At 66.2% G+C, this 17,411-nt stretch carries 18 protein-coding genes and 1 tRNA gene; 13 read left to right on the top strand and 6 right to left on the bottom strand.

Annotated elements, in window-relative coordinates; genetic code table 11:
- The 6 genes from FHY06_RS31275 to FHY06_RS31300 form a co-directional block, all read left to right on the top strand.
- The coding region (locus FHY06_RS31275) for a glutamyl-tRNA reductase (RefSeq protein WP_184607370.1) at positions 1-684 on the top strand (684 nt) is incomplete at its 5' end.
- Positions 685-867: 183 nt separating this feature from the next.
- On the top strand, positions 868-1,956 hold the full coding sequence (prfA, locus tag FHY06_RS31280) for a peptide chain release factor 1 (RefSeq protein ID WP_019656555.1): 1,089 nt from the start codon (positions 868-870) through the stop codon (positions 1,954-1,956).
- On the top strand, positions 1,953-2,807 hold the full coding sequence (prmC, locus tag FHY06_RS31285; RefSeq protein ID WP_184607371.1) for a peptide chain release factor N(5)-glutamine methyltransferase: 855 nt from the start codon (positions 1,953-1,955) through the stop codon (positions 2,805-2,807). The genes prfA and prmC overlap by 4 nt, the downstream gene beginning before the upstream one ends.
- A gap of 29 nt (positions 2,808-2,836) precedes the next feature.
- Entirely contained in the window at positions 2,837-3,163 is a 327-nt protein-coding gene (grxD, locus tag FHY06_RS31290) for a Grx4 family monothiol glutaredoxin (RefSeq protein ID WP_019656553.1), read from the top strand.
- Between the two features lie 17 nt (positions 3,164-3,180).
- Positions 3,181-3,702 (top strand): cupin domain-containing protein, encoded by a 522-nt coding sequence (locus tag FHY06_RS31295; RefSeq protein WP_019656552.1) that lies wholly within the window; start codon positions 3,181-3,183, stop codon positions 3,700-3,702.
- Between the two features lie 141 nt (positions 3,703-3,843).
- A complete protein-coding gene (locus tag FHY06_RS31300) occupies positions 3,844-5,154 on the top strand; it encodes a polyamine export protein PaeA (RefSeq protein WP_019656551.1) in 1,311 nt (436 codons plus the stop codon).
- Between the two features lie 27 nt (positions 5,155-5,181).
- Here FHY06_RS31300 and FHY06_RS31305 read toward each other — a convergent pair whose 3' ends face one another.
- Both FHY06_RS31305 and FHY06_RS31310 read right to left on the bottom strand, forming a co-directional pair.
- Positions 5,182-5,889: a lytic transglycosylase domain-containing protein gene (locus tag FHY06_RS31305; RefSeq protein WP_184607372.1), complete on the bottom strand. Its 708-nt coding sequence runs from the start codon at positions 5,887-5,889 to the stop codon at positions 5,182-5,184.
- Positions 5,886-7,631: a proline--tRNA ligase gene (locus FHY06_RS31310; protein ID WP_019656549.1), complete on the bottom strand. Its 1,746-nt coding sequence runs from the start codon at positions 7,629-7,631 to the stop codon at positions 5,886-5,888. Before FHY06_RS31310 ends, FHY06_RS31305 begins: the two co-directional genes overlap by 4 nt.
- Before the next feature lie 145 nt (positions 7,632-7,776).
- On the opposite strand from FHY06_RS31310, the gene FHY06_RS31315 reads away from it, so the two are divergent.
- Both FHY06_RS31315 and FHY06_RS31320 read left to right on the top strand, forming a co-directional pair.
- Positions 7,777-8,448, top strand: coding sequence for an RNA pyrophosphohydrolase (locus FHY06_RS31315; RefSeq protein ID WP_126024797.1), 672 nt, complete (start codon positions 7,777-7,779; stop codon positions 8,446-8,448).
- A complete protein-coding gene (locus FHY06_RS31320; protein ID WP_184607373.1) occupies positions 8,393-8,989 on the top strand; it encodes a CNP1-like family protein in 597 nt (198 codons plus the stop codon). The genes FHY06_RS31315 and FHY06_RS31320 overlap by 56 nt, the downstream gene beginning before the upstream one ends.
- A gap of 62 nt (positions 8,990-9,051) precedes the next feature.
- Here the strand turns inward: FHY06_RS31320 and proB are convergent, their stop codons facing one another.
- The 4 genes from proB to rplU all read right to left on the bottom strand — a co-directional run bounded on the left by proB (position 9,052) and on the right by rplU (position 12,022).
- A complete protein-coding gene (gene proB / locus FHY06_RS31325; RefSeq protein ID WP_019656546.1) occupies positions 9,052-10,191 on the bottom strand; it encodes a glutamate 5-kinase in 1,140 nt (379 codons plus the stop codon).
- Positions 10,192-10,280: 89 nt separating this feature from the next.
- Positions 10,281-11,357: an Obg family GTPase CgtA gene (gene cgtA, locus FHY06_RS31330; RefSeq protein ID WP_019656545.1), complete on the bottom strand. Its 1,077-nt coding sequence runs from the start codon at positions 11,355-11,357 to the stop codon at positions 10,281-10,283.
- A 71-nt stretch (positions 11,358-11,428) separates the two neighbouring features.
- Complete coding sequence (gene rpmA, locus FHY06_RS31335; RefSeq protein WP_019656544.1) at positions 11,429-11,689, bottom strand: 50S ribosomal protein L27; 261 nt, start codon at positions 11,687-11,689, stop codon at positions 11,429-11,431.
- Between the two features lie 21 nt (positions 11,690-11,710).
- Entirely contained in the window at positions 11,711-12,022 is a 312-nt protein-coding gene (gene rplU, locus FHY06_RS31340; RefSeq protein ID WP_019656543.1) for a 50S ribosomal protein L21, read from the bottom strand.
- A 195-nt stretch (positions 12,023-12,217) separates the two neighbouring features.
- Here rplU and FHY06_RS31345 point away from each other — a divergent pair, with 195 nt between their 5' ends.
- The 5 genes from FHY06_RS31345 (at position 12,218) to FHY06_RS31365 (ending at position 17,409) form a co-directional block, all read left to right on the top strand.
- The gene (locus FHY06_RS31345) at positions 12,218-13,210 is read left to right on the top strand and encodes a polyprenyl synthetase family protein (RefSeq protein ID WP_145760932.1); all 993 of its coding nucleotides are present in this window, start codon (positions 12,218-12,220) and stop codon (positions 13,208-13,210) included.
- A gap of 51 nt (positions 13,211-13,261) precedes the next feature.
- Positions 13,262-13,338, top strand: a tRNA-Pro gene (locus FHY06_RS31350).
- 116 nt (positions 13,339-13,454) lie between these two features.
- Positions 13,455-15,188, top strand: coding sequence for a type IV-A pilus assembly ATPase PilB (gene pilB / locus FHY06_RS31355; RefSeq protein WP_019656541.1), 1,734 nt, complete (start codon positions 13,455-13,457; stop codon positions 15,186-15,188).
- A 26-nt stretch (positions 15,189-15,214) separates the two neighbouring features.
- Complete coding sequence (locus FHY06_RS31360; protein WP_184607374.1) at positions 15,215-16,444, top strand: type II secretion system F family protein; 1,230 nt, start codon at positions 15,215-15,217, stop codon at positions 16,442-16,444.
- On the top strand, positions 16,444-17,409 hold the full coding sequence (locus FHY06_RS31365; RefSeq protein WP_184607375.1) for a prepilin peptidase: 966 nt from the start codon (positions 16,444-16,446) through the stop codon (positions 17,407-17,409). Before FHY06_RS31360 ends, FHY06_RS31365 begins: the two co-directional genes overlap by 1 nt.
- Positions 17,410-17,411: the final 2 nt, after the last annotated feature.

Here is a 17,411-nt window from a genome sequence, read left to right on the forward strand (position 1 = left end):
ATCGACCTCGCGGCCACGCACTTCGCGGCCAAGGAGCCCAAGTCGATCGCCATCGCCAACCGCACGCTGGAGCGCGGCGAGAAGCTGGCCTCGCGTTTCGGTGGCGAGGCGATGCGCCTGGCCGACCTGCCCTCGCGGCTGGCCGAGTTCGACATCGTCGTGAGCTGCACCGCCAGCACGCTGCCGATCATCGGCCTGGGCGCCGTCGAGCGCGCGCTCAAGGCCCGCAAGCACCGCCCGATGTTCATGGTCGACCTGGCCGTGCCGCGCGATATCGAGCCCGAGGTGAAGGCGCTGGAAGACATCTATCTCTACACCGTCGACGACCTCGCCCAGGTGGTGCAGCAGGGCCAGGCCAACCGCCAGGCCGCGGTGGCGCAGGCCGAGGTGATCATCGACGCCGGCGTGCAGAACTTCATGCACTGGCTGGGCCAGCGCGGCACGGTGCCGCTGATCCAGCAGCTCAACGCGCAGGCCGACGAGTGGCGCGCCGCCGAGATGGCGCGTGCGCGCAAGCTGCTGGCCAAGGGCGAGCCGATCGAGGCGGTGCTCGAGGCGATGTCGCGCGGCCTCACCCAGAAGATGATGCACGGCGCGATGGCCGAGCTGCATGCGGGCGATGCCGCCTCGCGCGAGCAGACGGCGCAGACGATCTCGCGCCTGTTCCTGCGCAAAGAGCGTTAGCGACGCTGGCTTGCGTTCCGGTCCGCTGAATGCGGACGTCCGGACGCAGAGGGCGCGAAGGTTTCGCGAAGAACGCAAAAGAAACCTTCGAGAAAAGAACTTCTCTCCCTTCTGCGTTTTCTGCGAAACCTTCGCGCCCCCTGCGTTCGGTTCCCGCTCCCAGTTTTCCAGTACCCCATCCACGTGAAGCCTTTCCTCCGCCACCAACTCGAACGCTATGCCCAACGCCTGGGCGAGCTCGACTTCCTGCTCTCGCGCGAAGACATCATGAGCGACATGGCCCAGTACCGCACCATCTCGCGCGAGCACGCCGAGGTCACGCAGGTCGCGGGCCGCTACGAGCGCTACAGGCAGCGCGAGTCCGACATCGCCGCTGCCAGGGAGATGCTCGACGACCCCGACATGGCCGAGATGGCGAAGGAGGAGATCGCCGGTGCCGAGGCCGAGCTGGTGCAGCTCGAGGAAGAACTCCAGCGCCTGCTGCTGCCCAAGGACCCGGACGACGCGCGCAACGCCTTCCTCGAAATCCGCGCGGGCACGGGCGGCGACGAGTCGGCCCTGTTCGCGGGCGACCTGCTGCGCATGTACACGCGCTACTGCGACCGCGCCGGCTGGCGCTGCGAGATCGTGAGCGAGAGCGAGAGCGAGCTCGGCGGCTACAAGGAAGTGGTGGTGCGCATCGTGGGCGACGACGTGTTCGGACGGCTGCGCTTCGAATCGGGCGGCCACCGCGTGCAGCGCGTGCCGGCCACCGAGACGCAGGGCCGCATCCACACCAGCGCCTGCACGGTCGCCGTGCTGGCCGAGCCCGACGAAACCGTCGCGGTGCAGATCAACCCGGCCGACCTGCGCATCGACACCTACCGCGCGAGCGGCGCCGGCGGCCAGCACATCAACAAGACCGATTCGGCCGTGCGCATCACGCACATTCCGACCGGCATCGTGGCCGAGTGCCAGGACGACCGCAGCCAGCACCGCAACAAGGCGAAGGCGCTGCAGGTGCTGTCGGCGCGCATCCAGGAGAAGGAACGCAGCGAGCGCGCCGCCAAGGACGCCGCCATGCGCAAGGGCCTGATCGGCAGCGGCGACCGTTCCGACCGAATCCGCACCTACAACTTCCCGCAGGGCCGGCTCACCGACCACCGCATCAACCTCACGCTCTACAAGCTGACAGCCATCATGGAAGGCGACCTCGGCGACGTGCTGGACGCCCTTCGCGCCGCACGCGAAGCCGAGCAGTTGGCCGAGCTGGAATCGAGCCTGCCGGCATGAGCGCAGTGGAAGACCCGAAGCCGGCCACCGTGGCACAGGCGCTGGCCGCATCCATCGCCCTCGGCGTGGATCGGCTCGATGCCCAGCTGCTGCTGCTGCACGCCCTGGGCCGCGCGCCACACGACCGCGCCTGGCTGCTGGCGCACGACACCGACGCGATGCCCGATGCCGCGTGGTCCGCGCTGGCCGCGCATCTCTCGCGCCGCCGGGCCGGAGAGCCTGTCGCGTACCTGCTGGGTGAAAAAGAATTTCATGGACTCGCCCTGCAGGTCGACGCCCGCGTGCTGGTGCCGCGTCCCGACACGGAAACGCTGGTCGAATGGGCGCTGCAGTGCCTCGAGGGCCAGGCCGCGCCGCGCGTGCTCGACCTCGGCACCGGCAGCGGCGCGATCGCGCTCGCACTGCAGCATGCCCGACCCGACGCGCAGGTCGATGCGGTCGATGCCAGCGTCGACGCGCTGGCCGTCGCCCGGGCCAACGCCGGCCGGCTCGGCCTGCCCGTGCGCTTCGGCCAGGCCGACTGGCTGGACGGCGCCGGCACGGGCTACACGGTCATCGCCAGCAATCCGCCGTACATCGCCGCCGGCGACCCGCACCTGCCCGCCCTGCGCCACGAGCCCTCTTGCGCCCTGGTTTCGGGCGCGGACGGCCTCGACGACATCCGCCGCATCGTGCAGGACGCCCCCGGCCACCTCGCCGAGGGCGGCTGGCTGCTGCTGGAACACGGCCACGACCAGGCCGCGGCCGTGCGCGGCCTGCTCGCCGCGCGCGGCTTCGCCGAAGTTCAAAGCCGCGACGACCTTGCCGGCATCCAGCGCTGCTCCGGCGGAATCTGGCGCACGGTGAAATAATCCCCTCAGCCTATTTTTCAGGAGTCCCCATGTCCGACGCCCAGCAACGCATCGACGACCTCGTCAAGACCAACGACCTCGTGCTCTTCATGAAGGGCAACGCCAGCTTTCCGATGTGCGGCTTCTCGGGCCGCGCGATCCAGATCCTGAAGGCGGTCGGCGTCGACACGAAGACGCTCAAGACCGTCAACGTGCTCGAGGACGACAGCATCCGCCAGGGCATCAAGGAATACAGCAACTGGCCCACGATCCCGCAGCTGTACGTGAAGGGCGAGTTCATCGGCGGCTCGGACATCATGATGGAGATGTACGAATCGGGCGAACTGCAGCAGGTGGTGAACGGCGCCAGCGCCTGAAGCCCGAGGGAACGGTCATGAGCCACGATCACGCGGATCACGACCATTCCCATGAAGACAGCGGCAACGACAGTGCCGCCCCGGCCTGGAAGCACGACGGCGTGCGCGTGATCCCGGCCGGCCAGCTCGACACGAACACCGCCCAGACGCCCGGCATGAACCGGGCCGCCGCCATCAACTTCGCCCGCGTGGGCGCCCGCAAGCTCTGGGCCGGCACCGTGACCATCCACGCCGACGCGAAGACCGGCGCCCATCATCACGGGCACCTCGAATCGGTGATCTACGTGGTGCGGGGCCGAGCGCGCATGCGATGGGGCGAGAAGCTCGAATTCACGGCAGAGGCCGGACCGGGCGACTTCATCTACGTGCCGCCCTACGTGCCGCACCAGGAGATCAACGCCAGCGCGACCGAGACGCTCGAATGCGTGCTGTGCCGCAGCGACGGCGAGGCGGTGGCGGTCAACCTCGACATCGAGCCCGTTGAAAGGCCCGAATCGGTGCTCTGGATCGACCCGACGCACCCGCACGGCGGAACATAGTCCTGCCCGCAGGCTGCGCGCACTTCGCGCCGCCCCACCTCCCGCTTCCAGTGGCACATCGGCCGCCCGGCAGAGCCGGTTCCGCGGCCTCGCTGGAATGCTCTCCAGTCATGGCACCATGGCGATCTTCGACCTTCCACCATGACCCTCACCCAAAGCCTGCTCATCATCGCGTTGCTGATCGCGCTGAGCGCCTTCTTCTCCCTCGCCGAAATCACGCTGGCCGCCTCGCGCCGGCTGCGCCTGCGCCAGATGGCCGACGAGGGCGATCCCCGGGCGGAGAAGGTGCTTCGCGTGCAGGAGCAGCCGGGCCACTACTTCACCGTGGTGCAGATCGGGCTGAACGCGGTGGCGATCCTCGGCGGCGTGGTCGGCGAAGGCTCGCTGAGCCCGTACTTCGCTGTCGTCTTCGAGCGGTGGCTCAGTCCCGAGGCATCGGCCAGCGCGGCCTTCCTGTGCTCGTTCGTGATCATCATCGCGGTGTTCCTGGTGTTCGCCGACCTGTTCCCCAAGCGGCTGGGCATGAGCAACCCCGAACGGCTGGCGGTGCGCATGGTGGGGCCGATGCTGCTCCTGATCACCACCTTCAAGCCGCTGGTGTGGTTCTTCACGCGCTGCACCGACCTGCTGTTCAAGCTGCTGGGCATGCCGCTGGCGCGCGACGACAAGATCACATCGGCCGACATCCTCGCGATGACCGAGGCCGGCGCGCAGGCGGGCGTGCTCGCGGCGCGCGAGCAGCAGGTGATCGCCAACGTGTTCGAGCTCGACACGCGGCTGGTCAGCAGCGTGATGACCGTGCGCGACAACATCACCTGGTTCCTGCACGACGACCCCGAATCGGTGCTGCGCGCGCGCATCATCGCCGAGCCCTTCTCGGCGTACCCGGTGTGCGACGGCGACATCGACCACGTTCTTGGCTACGTCGACGCCAAGGACATGTTCCAGCGCGTGCTCAGCGGCCAGCCGCTGGCCTTCGACCAGGGGCTGCCGCTGCACAAGGCGCTGGTCATTCCCGACCGGCTCTCGCTCACCGAGGTGCTGGAGCAGTTCCAGCAGGCGCACGAGGACTTCGCGATCATCGTGAACGAATACAGCCTGGTGGTGGGCGTGATCACGCTCAACGACGTGATGAGCACGGTGATGGGCGACCTGGTGTCCACGCCCGACGAGGAGCAGATCGTCCAGCGCGACGAGAACTCATGGCTCATCGACGGCGTCACGCCCATCCAGGACGTGCAGCGCGCGCTGCACATCGACGAGATGCCGCACGCCGAGGAATACGAGACGCTGGCCGGCTTCCTGATGGTGATGCTGCGCCGCGTGCCCAAGCGGACCGACAACGTGAGCTGGGGCGGCTACACCTTCGAGGTGATGGACGTCGACAGCTACCGCATCGACCAGGTGATGGTCACCAAGGGTTCCGGCATCGCGAAGGCGCCGGCGAACTGAGCAGGAGAGCGCGGAGGCGGCGACGCCTCAGGCCGGCGAGCGGTCGCGCTGCTGTTGTTGTTGCTGCTGCTGTTGCAGCAGTTCCTTCTCGCGTTCCTTCTCGTTGAACGCCCACAGCCGCTGGTTGGAGAAAACCGCGTTCGGATACGGCGACTTGCCGCGGCTGCCGTTGTAGCGCCCCAGCGTCATGAACAGATCGCCGTTCTCCCGGTCCAGGTAGTGGCGAAGAATGACGCAGCCGAAGCGCAGATTGGTCTGCATGTGGAAGAGCTTGGCCGGGTCGCCGTCGCCGATCACGCGTGTCCAGAACGGCATCACCTGCATGTAGCCGCGCGCGCCGGCACTCGACACCGCGAACTTGCGGAAGTTGCTCTCGACCTGGATCAGCCCCAGCACCAGGCTCACCTCGAGCCCCGAGCGCTTGGCCTCGTACCAGACCGTCTGCAGGAACTCGATGCGCGTGGGCGCATCGGCCACCTTCCTCGACAGGCGCCCGCTCATCTCCCCGAGCCAGCGCAGGTAGGCCAGCCGGGCCTCGGTGTTCGCGAATTCCGGCACCGGCGGCGCCTTGTTGTGGATGGCCGAACTCAGCGCGGTGCGCACCGAGTCGATCAGCGGCTCCTCGATCTGCGCGCCGGCCATGGCGGCCCGCGGCAGCGACAGCATCGTGAGGGCGCCTGCGGTCACGGCGCCGCCCAGGCACTGGCGTCGCGAGAGGCCGCCCTCCAGGCTCATTGGGCGAGCTTGCCGACGATGAACTCGGCGATGCCGGCAGCCGGCACCTTCGTGGCCGCGGTGTCGCGGCGATGCTGGTATTCGAGCTGGCCTTCCTTGAGGCCGCGGTCGGAGATGACGACGCGGTGCGGCACGCCGATCAGCTCCCAGTCGGCGAACATCGCGCCGGGGCGCTCGCCGCGGTCGTCGAGCAGAACGTCGACGCCCTTGGCCAGCAACTCTTCATAGAGCGCCTCGGCAGCCGCCTTGACCTCGGCACTGCGGTCCATGCCGATCGGGCAGACCACCACGGTGAAGGGCGCGATCGCGTCCGGCCAGATGATGCCGCGCTCGTCGTGGTTCTGTTCGATGGCGGCCGCCGGCAGGCGGGTGATGCCGATGCCGTAGCAGCCCATCTCCAGAAGCTGCGGCTTGCCGGCTTCGTCGAGGTAGGTGGCGTTCATGTCCTTGCTGTACTTGGTGCCCAGCACGAACACGTGGCCCACCTCGATGCCGCGCTCGATGGCCAGCACGCCCTTGCCGTCGGGCGACGGGTCGCCGGCCACGACGTTGCGGATGTCGGCCACCAGATCGGGCTCGGGCAGGTCGCGGCCCCAGTTGACGCCGGTCATGTGGAAGTCGACTTCGTTGGCACCGGTGATCCAGTCGGCCATCACGGCGGCTTCGCGGTCGGCCACCAGCTTCACGGGCTTCTTCAGGTTCAGCGGACCCAGGTAGCCGGGCTTGCAGCCGAAGTGGTCCTCGATCTCGGCCAGGGTCGCGAAGCGGAAGCCCTGGTTGAGGCCGGGCAGCTTGCCGACCTTGATCTCGTTCATGTCGTGGTCGCCGCGCAGCAGCAGCAGCCAGACCTGCGAACCCTTGATGTCGCCGGCCTCGTCGACGACGTCGGTGGCTAGCACCAGCGACTTGATGGTGGTGGAAAGCGGCACGCCGAGCAACTCGGCCACGTCGGCGCAGGTGCTCTTGCCGGGGGTCGGCGTCTTCTCGAGCGCCTTGGCGGCGGCGGGGCGCGGACCGGCCGGGGCCAGCGCCTCGGCCTTCTCCATGTTGGCGGCGTAGTCGCTGTCGGGGCAGTAGACGATGGCGTCCTCGCCGGTGGCGGCGATCACCTGGAACTCCTCGCTCAGGTCACCGCCGATGGCGCCGCTGTCGGCCGCCACGGCGCGATAGCGCAGGCCGAAGCGGTCGAAGATGTTGCGATAGGCCTGCGCCATGACCTGGTAGCTCGCCTTGGCGGCGTCGAGGTCGCGGTCGAAGCTGTAGGCGTCCTTCATGATGAACTCGCGCCCGCGCATGAGGCCGAAGCGCGGACGTCGTTCGTCGCGGAACTTGGTCTGGATCTGGTAGAAGTTCTTCGGCAGCTGCTTGTAGCTGCGGATCTCCTGGCGGGCGATGTCGGTCACCACTTCCTCGCTGGTCGGCTGGACCACGTAGTCGCGGTCGTGGCGGTCCTTGATGCGCAGCAGCTCGGGGCCCATCTTGTCGAACCGGCCGGTCTCCTGCCAGAGCTCGGCGGGCTGCACCACGGGCATGGTCATCTCGACGGCGCCGGCGCGGTTCATCTCCTCGCGGACGATGGCTTCCACCTTGCGGATCACGCGCAGCCCCATGGGCATGTAGGTGTAGATGCCCGTGCCGAGCTTCTTGATCATGCCGGCCCGCATCATGAGACGGTGGCTCGCCACTTCGGCGTCAGCGGGCGCTTCCTTGAGGGTGGAGACGAAAAAACGGGAAGCTTTCATCGGGATTGCGGTGAGGGTTCGCTGGATTCGAGGTTCGGAAGTGGGGAACTGCTCCCCGGAGAGACCCTGAGAGCCTGGCATCGGCAGCTTGCCGAGGGCAACCCGGCATGCATAATCGACTCAGTTCAAAAATTGGGGTTTGATTATGCTCGACCGGGACGGCTTCAGGCCCAACGTCGGCATCATCCTGCTCAACCAGAGAAACCAGGTTTTCTGGGGCAAACGCATACGTACTCACTCCTGGCAGTTTCCGCAAGGCGGCATCGACCGCGGCGAAAGTCCCGAGCAGGCCATGTACCGGGAACTGCACGAGGAAGTGGGGCTCCACCCGGAGCACGTGCGCATCGTGGCCCGTACCCGCGACTGGTTGCGCTACGAGGTGCCGGATCGGTTCATTCGCCGTGACGCACGGGGCCACTACAAAGGCCAGAAACAAATCTGGTACCTGCTGCAACTCATCGGCCACGACTGGGATCTCAACCTGCGTGCAACCGACCATCCCGAATTCGACGCCTGGCGCTGGCACGACTACTGGGTGCCGCTCGACGTGGTCGTCGAGTTCAAGCGCGGCGTCTACGAGATGGCGCTCACCGAGCTCGCTCGCTACCTGCCGAGGCAGGACTTCCGCAACCGCTTCCTGCGCAGCAACGTGCGCGCCCGAGAATTCGAGCGCCACTCGCCGGACGCCGGGGCGCCGCCCGGACTCGATCTGCCGCCCGGCGGCAGCTTCGATCCGCATCCCGACATTCCTTCCGCGAGCAATGAACCTCCTGTCCAAGACAACAAGGCACCCCCGCCCCTTCCGACGCAGCGCTGAGCGCGTTCTCCTGCTGGCCTGCTTCGGCATCCTCGCCGGGTGCGCCTCGGGTCCGCACGACACCGACAACCCCGACTGGGCACAGGCAGGCCTGCCGCCCCCGCCCAAGCGATACGAGACGGACAAGGAGTGGGAAGAAACGGCCACCCCGCCCCCGCCGGCCTTCAGCGAAAGCCGCCTGCTGCCGATCGAAATGCCGCCCTACATGAGCCTGAAGTTCGGCATCGATCCGCAGACGATCGCCATCACCGGCGACGGCATCGTCCGCTACGTGGTGGTGGCCCAGAACCGCAGTGGCGGCGCGACCAATGCCTTCTACGAAGGCATCCGCTGCTCCACGGCCGAGATGAAGAGCTACGCCCGCTACAACAACGGGACCTGGCAGGACGTGGCGAAGCCGGAGTGGAAGCGCCTGAGCGACATGAACTCCAGCTACACCCGCAAGCTAGCCAACCAGGCCCTGTGCCGCGGCAACGCGCCGCGTGCGTCGGTGGGCGACATGGTCCAGAACCTCCGCAACCCGGTGCGCGAAGTTCAGTAGGCGTCCGCGCCGAAAGATGAAGAAACGGGGCCCATGGGCCCCGTTTTCGTTTCTGGGGCCTCTCAGCCCGGCATCAGCACCATGTTGTCGCGGTGGACCATCTCCGGCTCCGCCACATAGCCCAGAAGGCGCTCGAATTCGGACGAGGGCTTGCGGCACAGCAGCCGCGCCTCCACGCTCGAGTAGTTGGCAAGACCCCGGGCCAGCTCGACGCCGTCGGCGTCGCGCACCGCGATCACGTCGCCGCGCGAGAACTCGCCCGAGACGCCGGTCATGCCGATCGGCAGCAGGCTCTTGCCCTCGGCGCGCACCTTGGCGGCAGCGCCCGCATCGACCACGACGGAGCCGCGCAGTTGCAGATGGTCGGCCATCCAGCGCTTGCGGGCCTGGTGCTTGGCGGTCTGCGCCACCAGCAGCGTACCGATGGATTCGCCCTTCGCCAGTCGCAGCAGTGCGTCGGCTTCGCGGCCCCAGGCGATGACCGTGGAGGCGCCCGAGCCCGCCGCGCGCTTGGCCGCGAGGATCTTGGTGATCATGCCGCCCTTGCCGATGCTGGAGCCCGCGCCCCCGGCCATCGCCTCGAGCGCCGGGTCGCCGGCGGCGGCCTCGTGCACGAACTTCGCGTCCGGGTCCTTGCGCGGATCGGCCGTGTACAGGCCCTTCTGGTCGGTCAGGATGACCAGCGCATCGGCTTCGACCAGGTTGGCCACGAGGGCGCCGAGCGTGTCGTTGTCCCCGAACTTGATCTCGTCGTTGACGACCGTGTCGTTCTCGTTGATGACCGGCACCACGCCCAGCTTGAGCAGCGTGACCAGCGTCGAGCGGGCGTTGAGATAGCGTTCGCGATCCGCCAGGTCGGCGTGCGTCAACAGCACCTGGGCGCTGCCGATCTCGTTCTCGCGCAGCTTGGTCTCGTACATCTGGGCCAGGCCCATCTGGCCGACCGCGGCCGCGGCCTGGAGCTCGTTGATTTCATGCGGCCGGGTGCGCCAGCCGAGGCGCTTCATGCCTTCGGCAATGGCGCCGCTCGACACCATCACCACCTCGCGCCCGTCGCGCACCAGCGCAGCCAGCTGCCGGCACCACTCGCCGATGGCGGCCTCGTCGAGACCGCGCCCCTCGTTGGTCACGAGGCTGGAGCCCACCTTGACGACGATACGGCGGGCATCCCGCAAGGCAGTGGATCCGGAGTTCGAGGTCATCTTGGGAGGGAGTGGAGGTCTTTGGATGCTGCTGGGTTGGCTGTGTTGCGGCCGGCAGGGCCGGCCGTCGATGCTGCGGCGGATGCCGCTCAGGAGCCTTCGGGAGGCAGGGGCGCGAAACGCGGGTCGACCTCGACCGTCTGGTGCTCCGCCACCTGCTCTGCCTTGACCTGCTGGTAGATGGCCTGCACCAGATGCTCGCAGCCCTCGCGCGTGAGCGCCGAGATCTCGAACACCGGGCCCTTGAAGCGCAGGCGCTTCACGAAGTCCTTGATGCGCGCCGCGCGCTCGTCGGCGGGCACCATGTCGAGCTTGTTCAGCACGAGCCAGCGCGGCTTCTCGTAGAGATCGGCGTCGTATTTCTTAAGCTCGCCCACGATGGCCTTGGCCTGCGCCACCGGATCGACGCTGTCGTCGAAGGGTGCCATGTCGACGACGTGCAGCAGCAAGCGCGTGCGCTGCAGGTGCCGCAGGAACAGATGGCCGAGGCCGGCGCCTTCGGATGCGCCCTCGATCAGGCCGGGCAGGTCCGCCACGACGAAGCTCTGCTCGGGGCCGACGCGCACGACACCCAGGTTCGGGTGCAGCGTGGTGAAGGGGTAGTCCGCGATGCGCGGACGGGCGTTCGAAATGGCGCTGATCAGCGTCGACTTGCCGGCATTCGGCATGCCGAGCAGGCCCACATCGGCAAGCACCTTGAGTTCGAGCTTGAGGCTGCGCTTCTCGCCGGGCCAGCCCGGAGTCTTCTGGCGCGGGGCGCGGTTGATCGCGCTCTTGAAGCGCATGTTGCCGAAGCCGCCGTCGCCGCCCTTGGCGATGGTGATGACCTCGCCCTCCTTCAGCAGCTCGAACAGCACTTCGCCGGTTTCCGCGTCGGAAATGATCGTTCCGACCGGCATCTTCAGCGTGATGTCGTCGCCGGCGGCTCCGAACATGTCGGAGCCCATGCCGTGCTCGCCGCGCTTGGCCTCGTGGCGGCGCGAATAGCGGAAATCGACCAGGGTGTTGAGGTTGGAATCGGCCACCGCGAACACGTGACCGCCACGGCCACCGTCGCCACCGTTGGGGCCACCGAATTCCTTGTACTTCTCATGACGGAACGACACGCAGCCGTTCCCGCCGTCGCCAGCGGCGACGTCGATGAAGGCTTCGTCGACGAACTTCATGGGATACCTAGTTTACAAATGAAGAGGCCCCGGCAATGCGGGGCCTCGGGATGGTAGGTCTGACTCGGGGCTTAAGCCGCGGGAGTCACGTTGACCGTGTGCTTGTTCAGCGCACCCTTGGTAGCGAACGACACGTGGCCGTCGACCAGGGCGAACAGCGTGTGGTCCTTGCCCACGCCGACGTTCACGCCGGGGTGGAACTGAGTGCCACGCTGACGCACGATGATCGAGCCTGCGCTGATCAGTTCGCCGCCGAAAGCCTTCACGCCGAGCATCTTGGGCTTGGAATCGCGCCCGTTTCGCGTTGAGCCGCCGCCTTTTTTCTGTGCCATGGAATCTGCTCCTGTGCCGTGTTAAGCGGCGATCGCGCCGATTTGCAGCTCGGTGAACTGCTGGCGATGGCCTTGACGTTTCTGATAGTGCTTGCGACGGCGCATCTTGAAGATGCGAACCTTGTCGTGCTTGCCGTGCGACAGCACCGTGACCGTCACCGTTGCACCGGACACCAGGGGCGTGCCAACCTTGATTTCAGCGCCGTTGCCGACGGCCAGAACCTGGTCGATCACGATTTCCTGGCCTACGTCCGCAGCAATCTGTTCTACTTTGATTTTCTCGCCGGAAGCAACGCGATACTGCTTGCCACCGGTTTTTATGACCGCGTACATGTAAACCTCTTAGAAATGAGTCTCCGCGGCGAATTCCGCAGAGCCCAAGATTATAGCGCGGTTCGCGCCTGCTAGCCACTCCCGGGCGCAGGCCCCGCTGGCAAGCCTCTTCGGCTCCCTATAATTTGCGCCTTCCGGCCTTGCCCCGCCTGGGCTGCCCACCACCAACACTCAGCAGCGCCCCGCGCCTTCGCTTTGCCAGTTCCCGCCGCCGACACCTCCCCCACCGCCACCGTGCTGGACCTGATTGCCGGCGACATGGTCGAAGTCGACCGCGTGATCGCTCGTCGCCTCGACACGGGCGTGCCACTGGTCAGCCAGGTTTCCAGATACATCATCTCCGCAGGCGGCAAACGCCTGCGGCCGGCACTGCTGCTTCTGATGTCGGGGGCACTGGGATATACCGGCGAGCAGCGCTTCAACCTGGCGGCCGTGGTGGAGTTCATCCACACCGCCACGCTGCTGCACGACGACGTCGTAGACGAATCCACCCTGCGGCGCGGCCGGGCGACGGCCAACGAGTCGTTCGGCAACCCGGCCAGCGTGCTGGTCGGCGACTTCCTCTATTCGCGCGCTTTCCAGATGATGTTGGACGCAAACAACATGCGCGTGATGCAGATCCTGGCCGAGGCTACGAACATCATCGCCGAGGGCGAGGTGCTTCAGCTGATGAACATGCACGACGCCTCGCTGGACGAAGCGGCCTACCTGCGCGTGATCCGCTCGAAGACCGCGAAGCTCTTCGAGGCCAGCACCCGCCTTGCAGCCGTGCTGGCCGACGCATCGCCCGAACTGGAAGAAGCCTGTGCCACCTACGGGCAGGCACTGGGCACAGCCTTTCAGGTGATCGACGACGTCCTCGACTACACGGGCGATGCCAGCGAAACCGGCAAGAACGTCGGCGACGACCTGCGTGAAGGCAAGACGACGCTGCCGCTCATCTTCGCAATGCAGCGAGGCACGTCCGCCCAGAGCGAACTCGTGCGCGCCGCCATCGAGGCCGGGGACACCACCCAGCTGGGCAAGGTCATCGAGATCGTCCAGGAAACCGGCGCACTGGATGCATCCCGCGCCGCCGCTGCAGCAGAGGCGCAGCGTGCGATTCATGCATTAAAAAACTTTCCGTCGAATTTGCACGCTTCAGGTTTGCTACAATTAGCGGCTCAGTTGCTTGAGCGACGTGCCTGAACACCTCTCCTGAGTTGGCATCTAGGACGACTTCTTCTTTCTTGCAACCATCGGGGTGTAGCTTAGCCTGGTAGAGCGCTACGTTCGGGACGTAGAGGCCGGAGGTTCGAATCCTCTCACCCCGACCAGCCTTTGGCTGGCATTAATCGACAAATGGCCAGCCTGTTGCTGTGTAGCGATTTACAGCACAGGACTGTTCAGCGATGATCGTGAAGCAATTTTTCACATCTTTTTCACTCGCTGAATGGCTGCAGCCGAACTTCCTGTTAAAGAACCTTCGCAAATAGCCCTGCCAGGGCTTGCGCGCGCCCTGGTTTCGGCCGGCAAGCTTCCCGCCAAGGCTGCCGAGGACATCTATCAGAAGTCTCTTACTGCTCGCACCAGCTTCATCGCCGAGCTGACCGGCTCCGGCGCCGTTTCGGCAGCCGACCTCGCCCATACGCTTTCCTCCGCCTTCGGCGCCCCGCTGCTCGATCTGGACGCCATCGATCCGCAGCGCCTGCCGAAGGACCTGGTCGACCCGAAGCTGTGCCAGGCGTATCGCATCGTCGTCCTCAGCAAGCGCAACAATCGCCTGATCGTCGCGACGGCCGATCCTTCAGACCAACAGGCGGCCGAGAAGATCAAATTCGCCTCGCAGATGGGCGTCGACTGGGTCATCGCCGAGTACGACAAGCTGTCGCGGATGATCGAGGCCGCCGCGGTCAGCGCGGCGGAGACCATCAACAGCATCGTCGGCAGCGAGTTCGAGTTCGACGAGGTCTCCGCCGAGACCGCGAACGAGAGCAACGACCAGGCCATCGCCGAAGTCGAAGACGCACCGGTCGTGCGTTTCCTGCACAAGATGCTGCTCGACGCCGTCAGCATGCGGGCATCGGACATCCACTTCGAACCGTACGAACACAACTACCGCGTGCGTTTCCGCATCGACGGCGAACTGCGCGAGGTGGCCAGCCCGCCGACCGTCATCAAGGACAAGCTGGCCTCGCGCATCAAGGTCATATCCCGGCTCGACATCTCCGAGAAGCGCGTGCCGCAGGACGGCCGCATGAAGCTCAAGATCGGGCCCGATCGCGTGATCGATTTCCGCGTGAGCACGCTGCCGACGCTCTTCGGCGAGAAGATCGTCGTGCGTATTCTCGACCCGAGCAGCGCACGGCTGGGCATCGACGCCCTGGGCTACGACGCGGACGAGAAGGCGCGACTGCTGCATGCGATCGGCCGTCCCTATGGCATGGTGCTCGTCACCGGCCCCACGGGCTCGGGCAAGACGGTGTCGCTCTATACCTGCCTGAACCTGCTGAACCAGCCGGGCGTGAACATCGCGACGGCCGAAGACCCGTCCGAAATCAACCTGCCCGGCGTCAACCAAGTGAACGTCAACGAGCGCGCGGGCCTGACATTCGCGGCCGCGCTGCGCGCCTTCCTGCGCCAGGATCCCGACATCATCATGGTCGGCGAAATCCGAGACCTGGAAACCGCCGACATCTCGATCAAGGCTGCGCAAACCGGCCACCTCGTGCTCTCCACGCTGCACACCAACGACGCGCCCACCACGCTCACGCGGATGCGCAACATGGGCATCGCACCGTTCAACATCGCGTCGAGCGTGATCCTGATCACCGCCCAGCGCCTCGCGCGCCGCCTGTGCACGGTCTGCAAGCTCCCGGCCGACATTCCGCGTGAAACGCTGCTGGACGCCGGCTTCAAGGAAGAAGAGCTGGACGGATCCTGGAAGCCCTACCGCCCCGTCGGCTGCTCTGCCTGCAACAGCGGCTACAAGGGCCGCGTCGGCATCTACCAGGTGATGCCGATCTCGGAAGCCATCCAGGAAATCATCCTGCGCGACGGCAGCGCACTCGACATCGCCCTGCAGTCCGAGGCCGAGGGCGTGCGCTCCCTGCGGCAGTCGGGCCTGCGCAAGGTCATGCAAGGTCTCACTTCGCTGGAAGAAGTGGTGGCCTGCACCAACGAATAACGAACATACCGAACACCGGAGATCGAATGGCTACAGTTGCATCCTCCCGCACCCAGCCCACCCACAAGGAATATGTCTTCGAGTGGGAAGGCAAGGACCGCAACGGCAAGCTGGTACGCGGCGAACTTCGTGCGGCCGGCGAGAACCAGGTGCAGGCCGCGCTGCGCCGCCAGGGCGTGCTCGCCTCCAAGATCAAGAAGCGCCGCATGCGCTCGGGCAAGGCGATCAAGCCGAAGGACATTGCGATCTTCACGCGCCAGTTGGCGACGATGATGAAGGCAGGCGTGCCGCTGATGCAGTCCTTCGACATCGTGGGTCGCGGCAATGCGAACGCGAGCGTGGCCAAGCTGCTCAACGACATCCGCAGCGACGTCGAGACCGGCACCTCGCTGTCCTCCGCCTTCCGCAAGTTCCCGAAGTACTTCGACAACCTGTATTGCAACCTGGTGGAGGCTGGCGAAGCGGCCGGTATTCTGGAAGAACTCCTGGACCGGCTGGCCACCTACATGGAGAAGACCGAGGCGATCAAGTCGAAGATCAAGTCGGCGCTGATGTATCCCACCTCCGTGATCGTCGTGGCCTTCGTGGTGGTGGCGATCATCATGATCTTCGTGATCCCTGCGTTCAAGCAGGTGTTCACGTCGTTCGGGGCCGACCTGCCCGCTCCCACGCTGTTCGTGATGGCGATGAGCGAGTTCTTCGTCTCCTACTGGTGGCTGATCTTCGGCGGCGTTGGAGGCGGGGTCTATTTCTTCCTGCAGGCCTGGAAACGCAACGAGCGCTTTCAACGCTTCATGGACCGCCTGCTGCTGAGGATTCCGATCTTCGGCGTCCTCATCGAAAAATCCTGCGTGGCCCGCTGGACCCGCACCCTGGCCACCATGTTCGCTGCCGGCGTCCCGCTGGTCGAAGCGCTCGACTCCGTGGGCGGCGCTTCGGGCAACACCGTCTACGGCGACGCCACGGCGAAGATCCAGCAGGAGGTGTCCACCGGCACCAGCCTCACGGCCGCCATGACCAACGCCAACCTGTTCCCGTCCATGGTGATCCAGATGACCGCCATCGGCGAGGAATCCGGCTCCATCGACCACATGCTCGGCAAGGCCGCCGACTTCTATGAATCCGAGGTGGACGACATGGTCGCCGGTCTCTCCAGCCTGATGGAGCCGATCATCATCGTCTTCCTCGGCACGATCATCGGCGGCATCGTGGTGTCCATGTACCTGCCCATCTTCAAGCTCGGCCAGGTCGTTTGATGTTGGTTTCGCGGGAGTTCGACACCGCTTTCGCCGGTGTCCTGGGGTTGTTGATCGGAAGCTTCCTGAACGTCGTCATCTACCGCGTGCCGGTGATGATGTATCGGGAATGGCTCGCCGACGCAGTCGCCAACCTGATGTCCTCCAAGGAGGCGCCGTCGCTGTGGACGCTCGCCTTCGGGCCGAAGGTCGCGGCACCCGCGGGGCTGGAGGCCGCGGCCGACAAGGCCGCCGACCTCGTAGAGAAGCAGCCCCCCTTCGACCTGATGCGCCCTGCTTCGCGCTGCGGTGCCTGCGGCCACCGGATCCGCTGGTACGAGAACATCCCCGCGCTGAGCTACGCCGTGCTGCGCGGGCGCTGCTCTTCGTGCAAGACTCCGATCAGCCTGCGCTATCCGCTGGTCGAGCTGATCACCGGCGCCCTGTTCGCCCTGTGCGCCTGGCGTTTCGGCATCACGCCCGCCGGGGCGCTGTGGGCGGCGTTCGGGGCCCTCCTGATCTGCCAGTTCCTGATCGATTTCGACACGCAGTTCCTGCCCGATTCGCTCAACTACCCCTTGCTGTGGCTTGGGCTGATCGGCGCGGCCATGGGCTGGACCGGCGTCTCCCTGGGTTCCGCCGTCTGGGGCGCCGTGTTCGGCTACCTGAGCCTGTGGCTTGTGTACCATGCCTTTCGCCTGGTCACGGGCAAGGAAGGCATGGGCTATGGAGACTTCAAGCTGCTGGCTGCGCTGGGTGCATGGCTCGGCGCCGACTACCTCATCGCGATCATCCTCGTCTCTTCGCTGGTGGGCGCGGTGATCGGCATCGCATTGCGCGTCGCCGGCAAGCTGGCGCACAAGGACATCCCGATCGCCTTCGGCCCCTTCCTGGCCGGCGCGGGCCTCGTCTGCCTGGCGGCTGGCCCCGAAGTCGTGAGGCAGTGGATTCCGTTCGCCTTCCCCCTGGGCGCACTGATCCGCTGACA

It is taken from the genome of Variovorax atrisoli, from assembly GCF_014195185.1.
In the GTDB taxonomy this organism is placed as follows: domain Bacteria; phylum Pseudomonadota; class Gammaproteobacteria; order Burkholderiales; family Burkholderiaceae_C; genus Variovorax; species Variovorax atrisoli.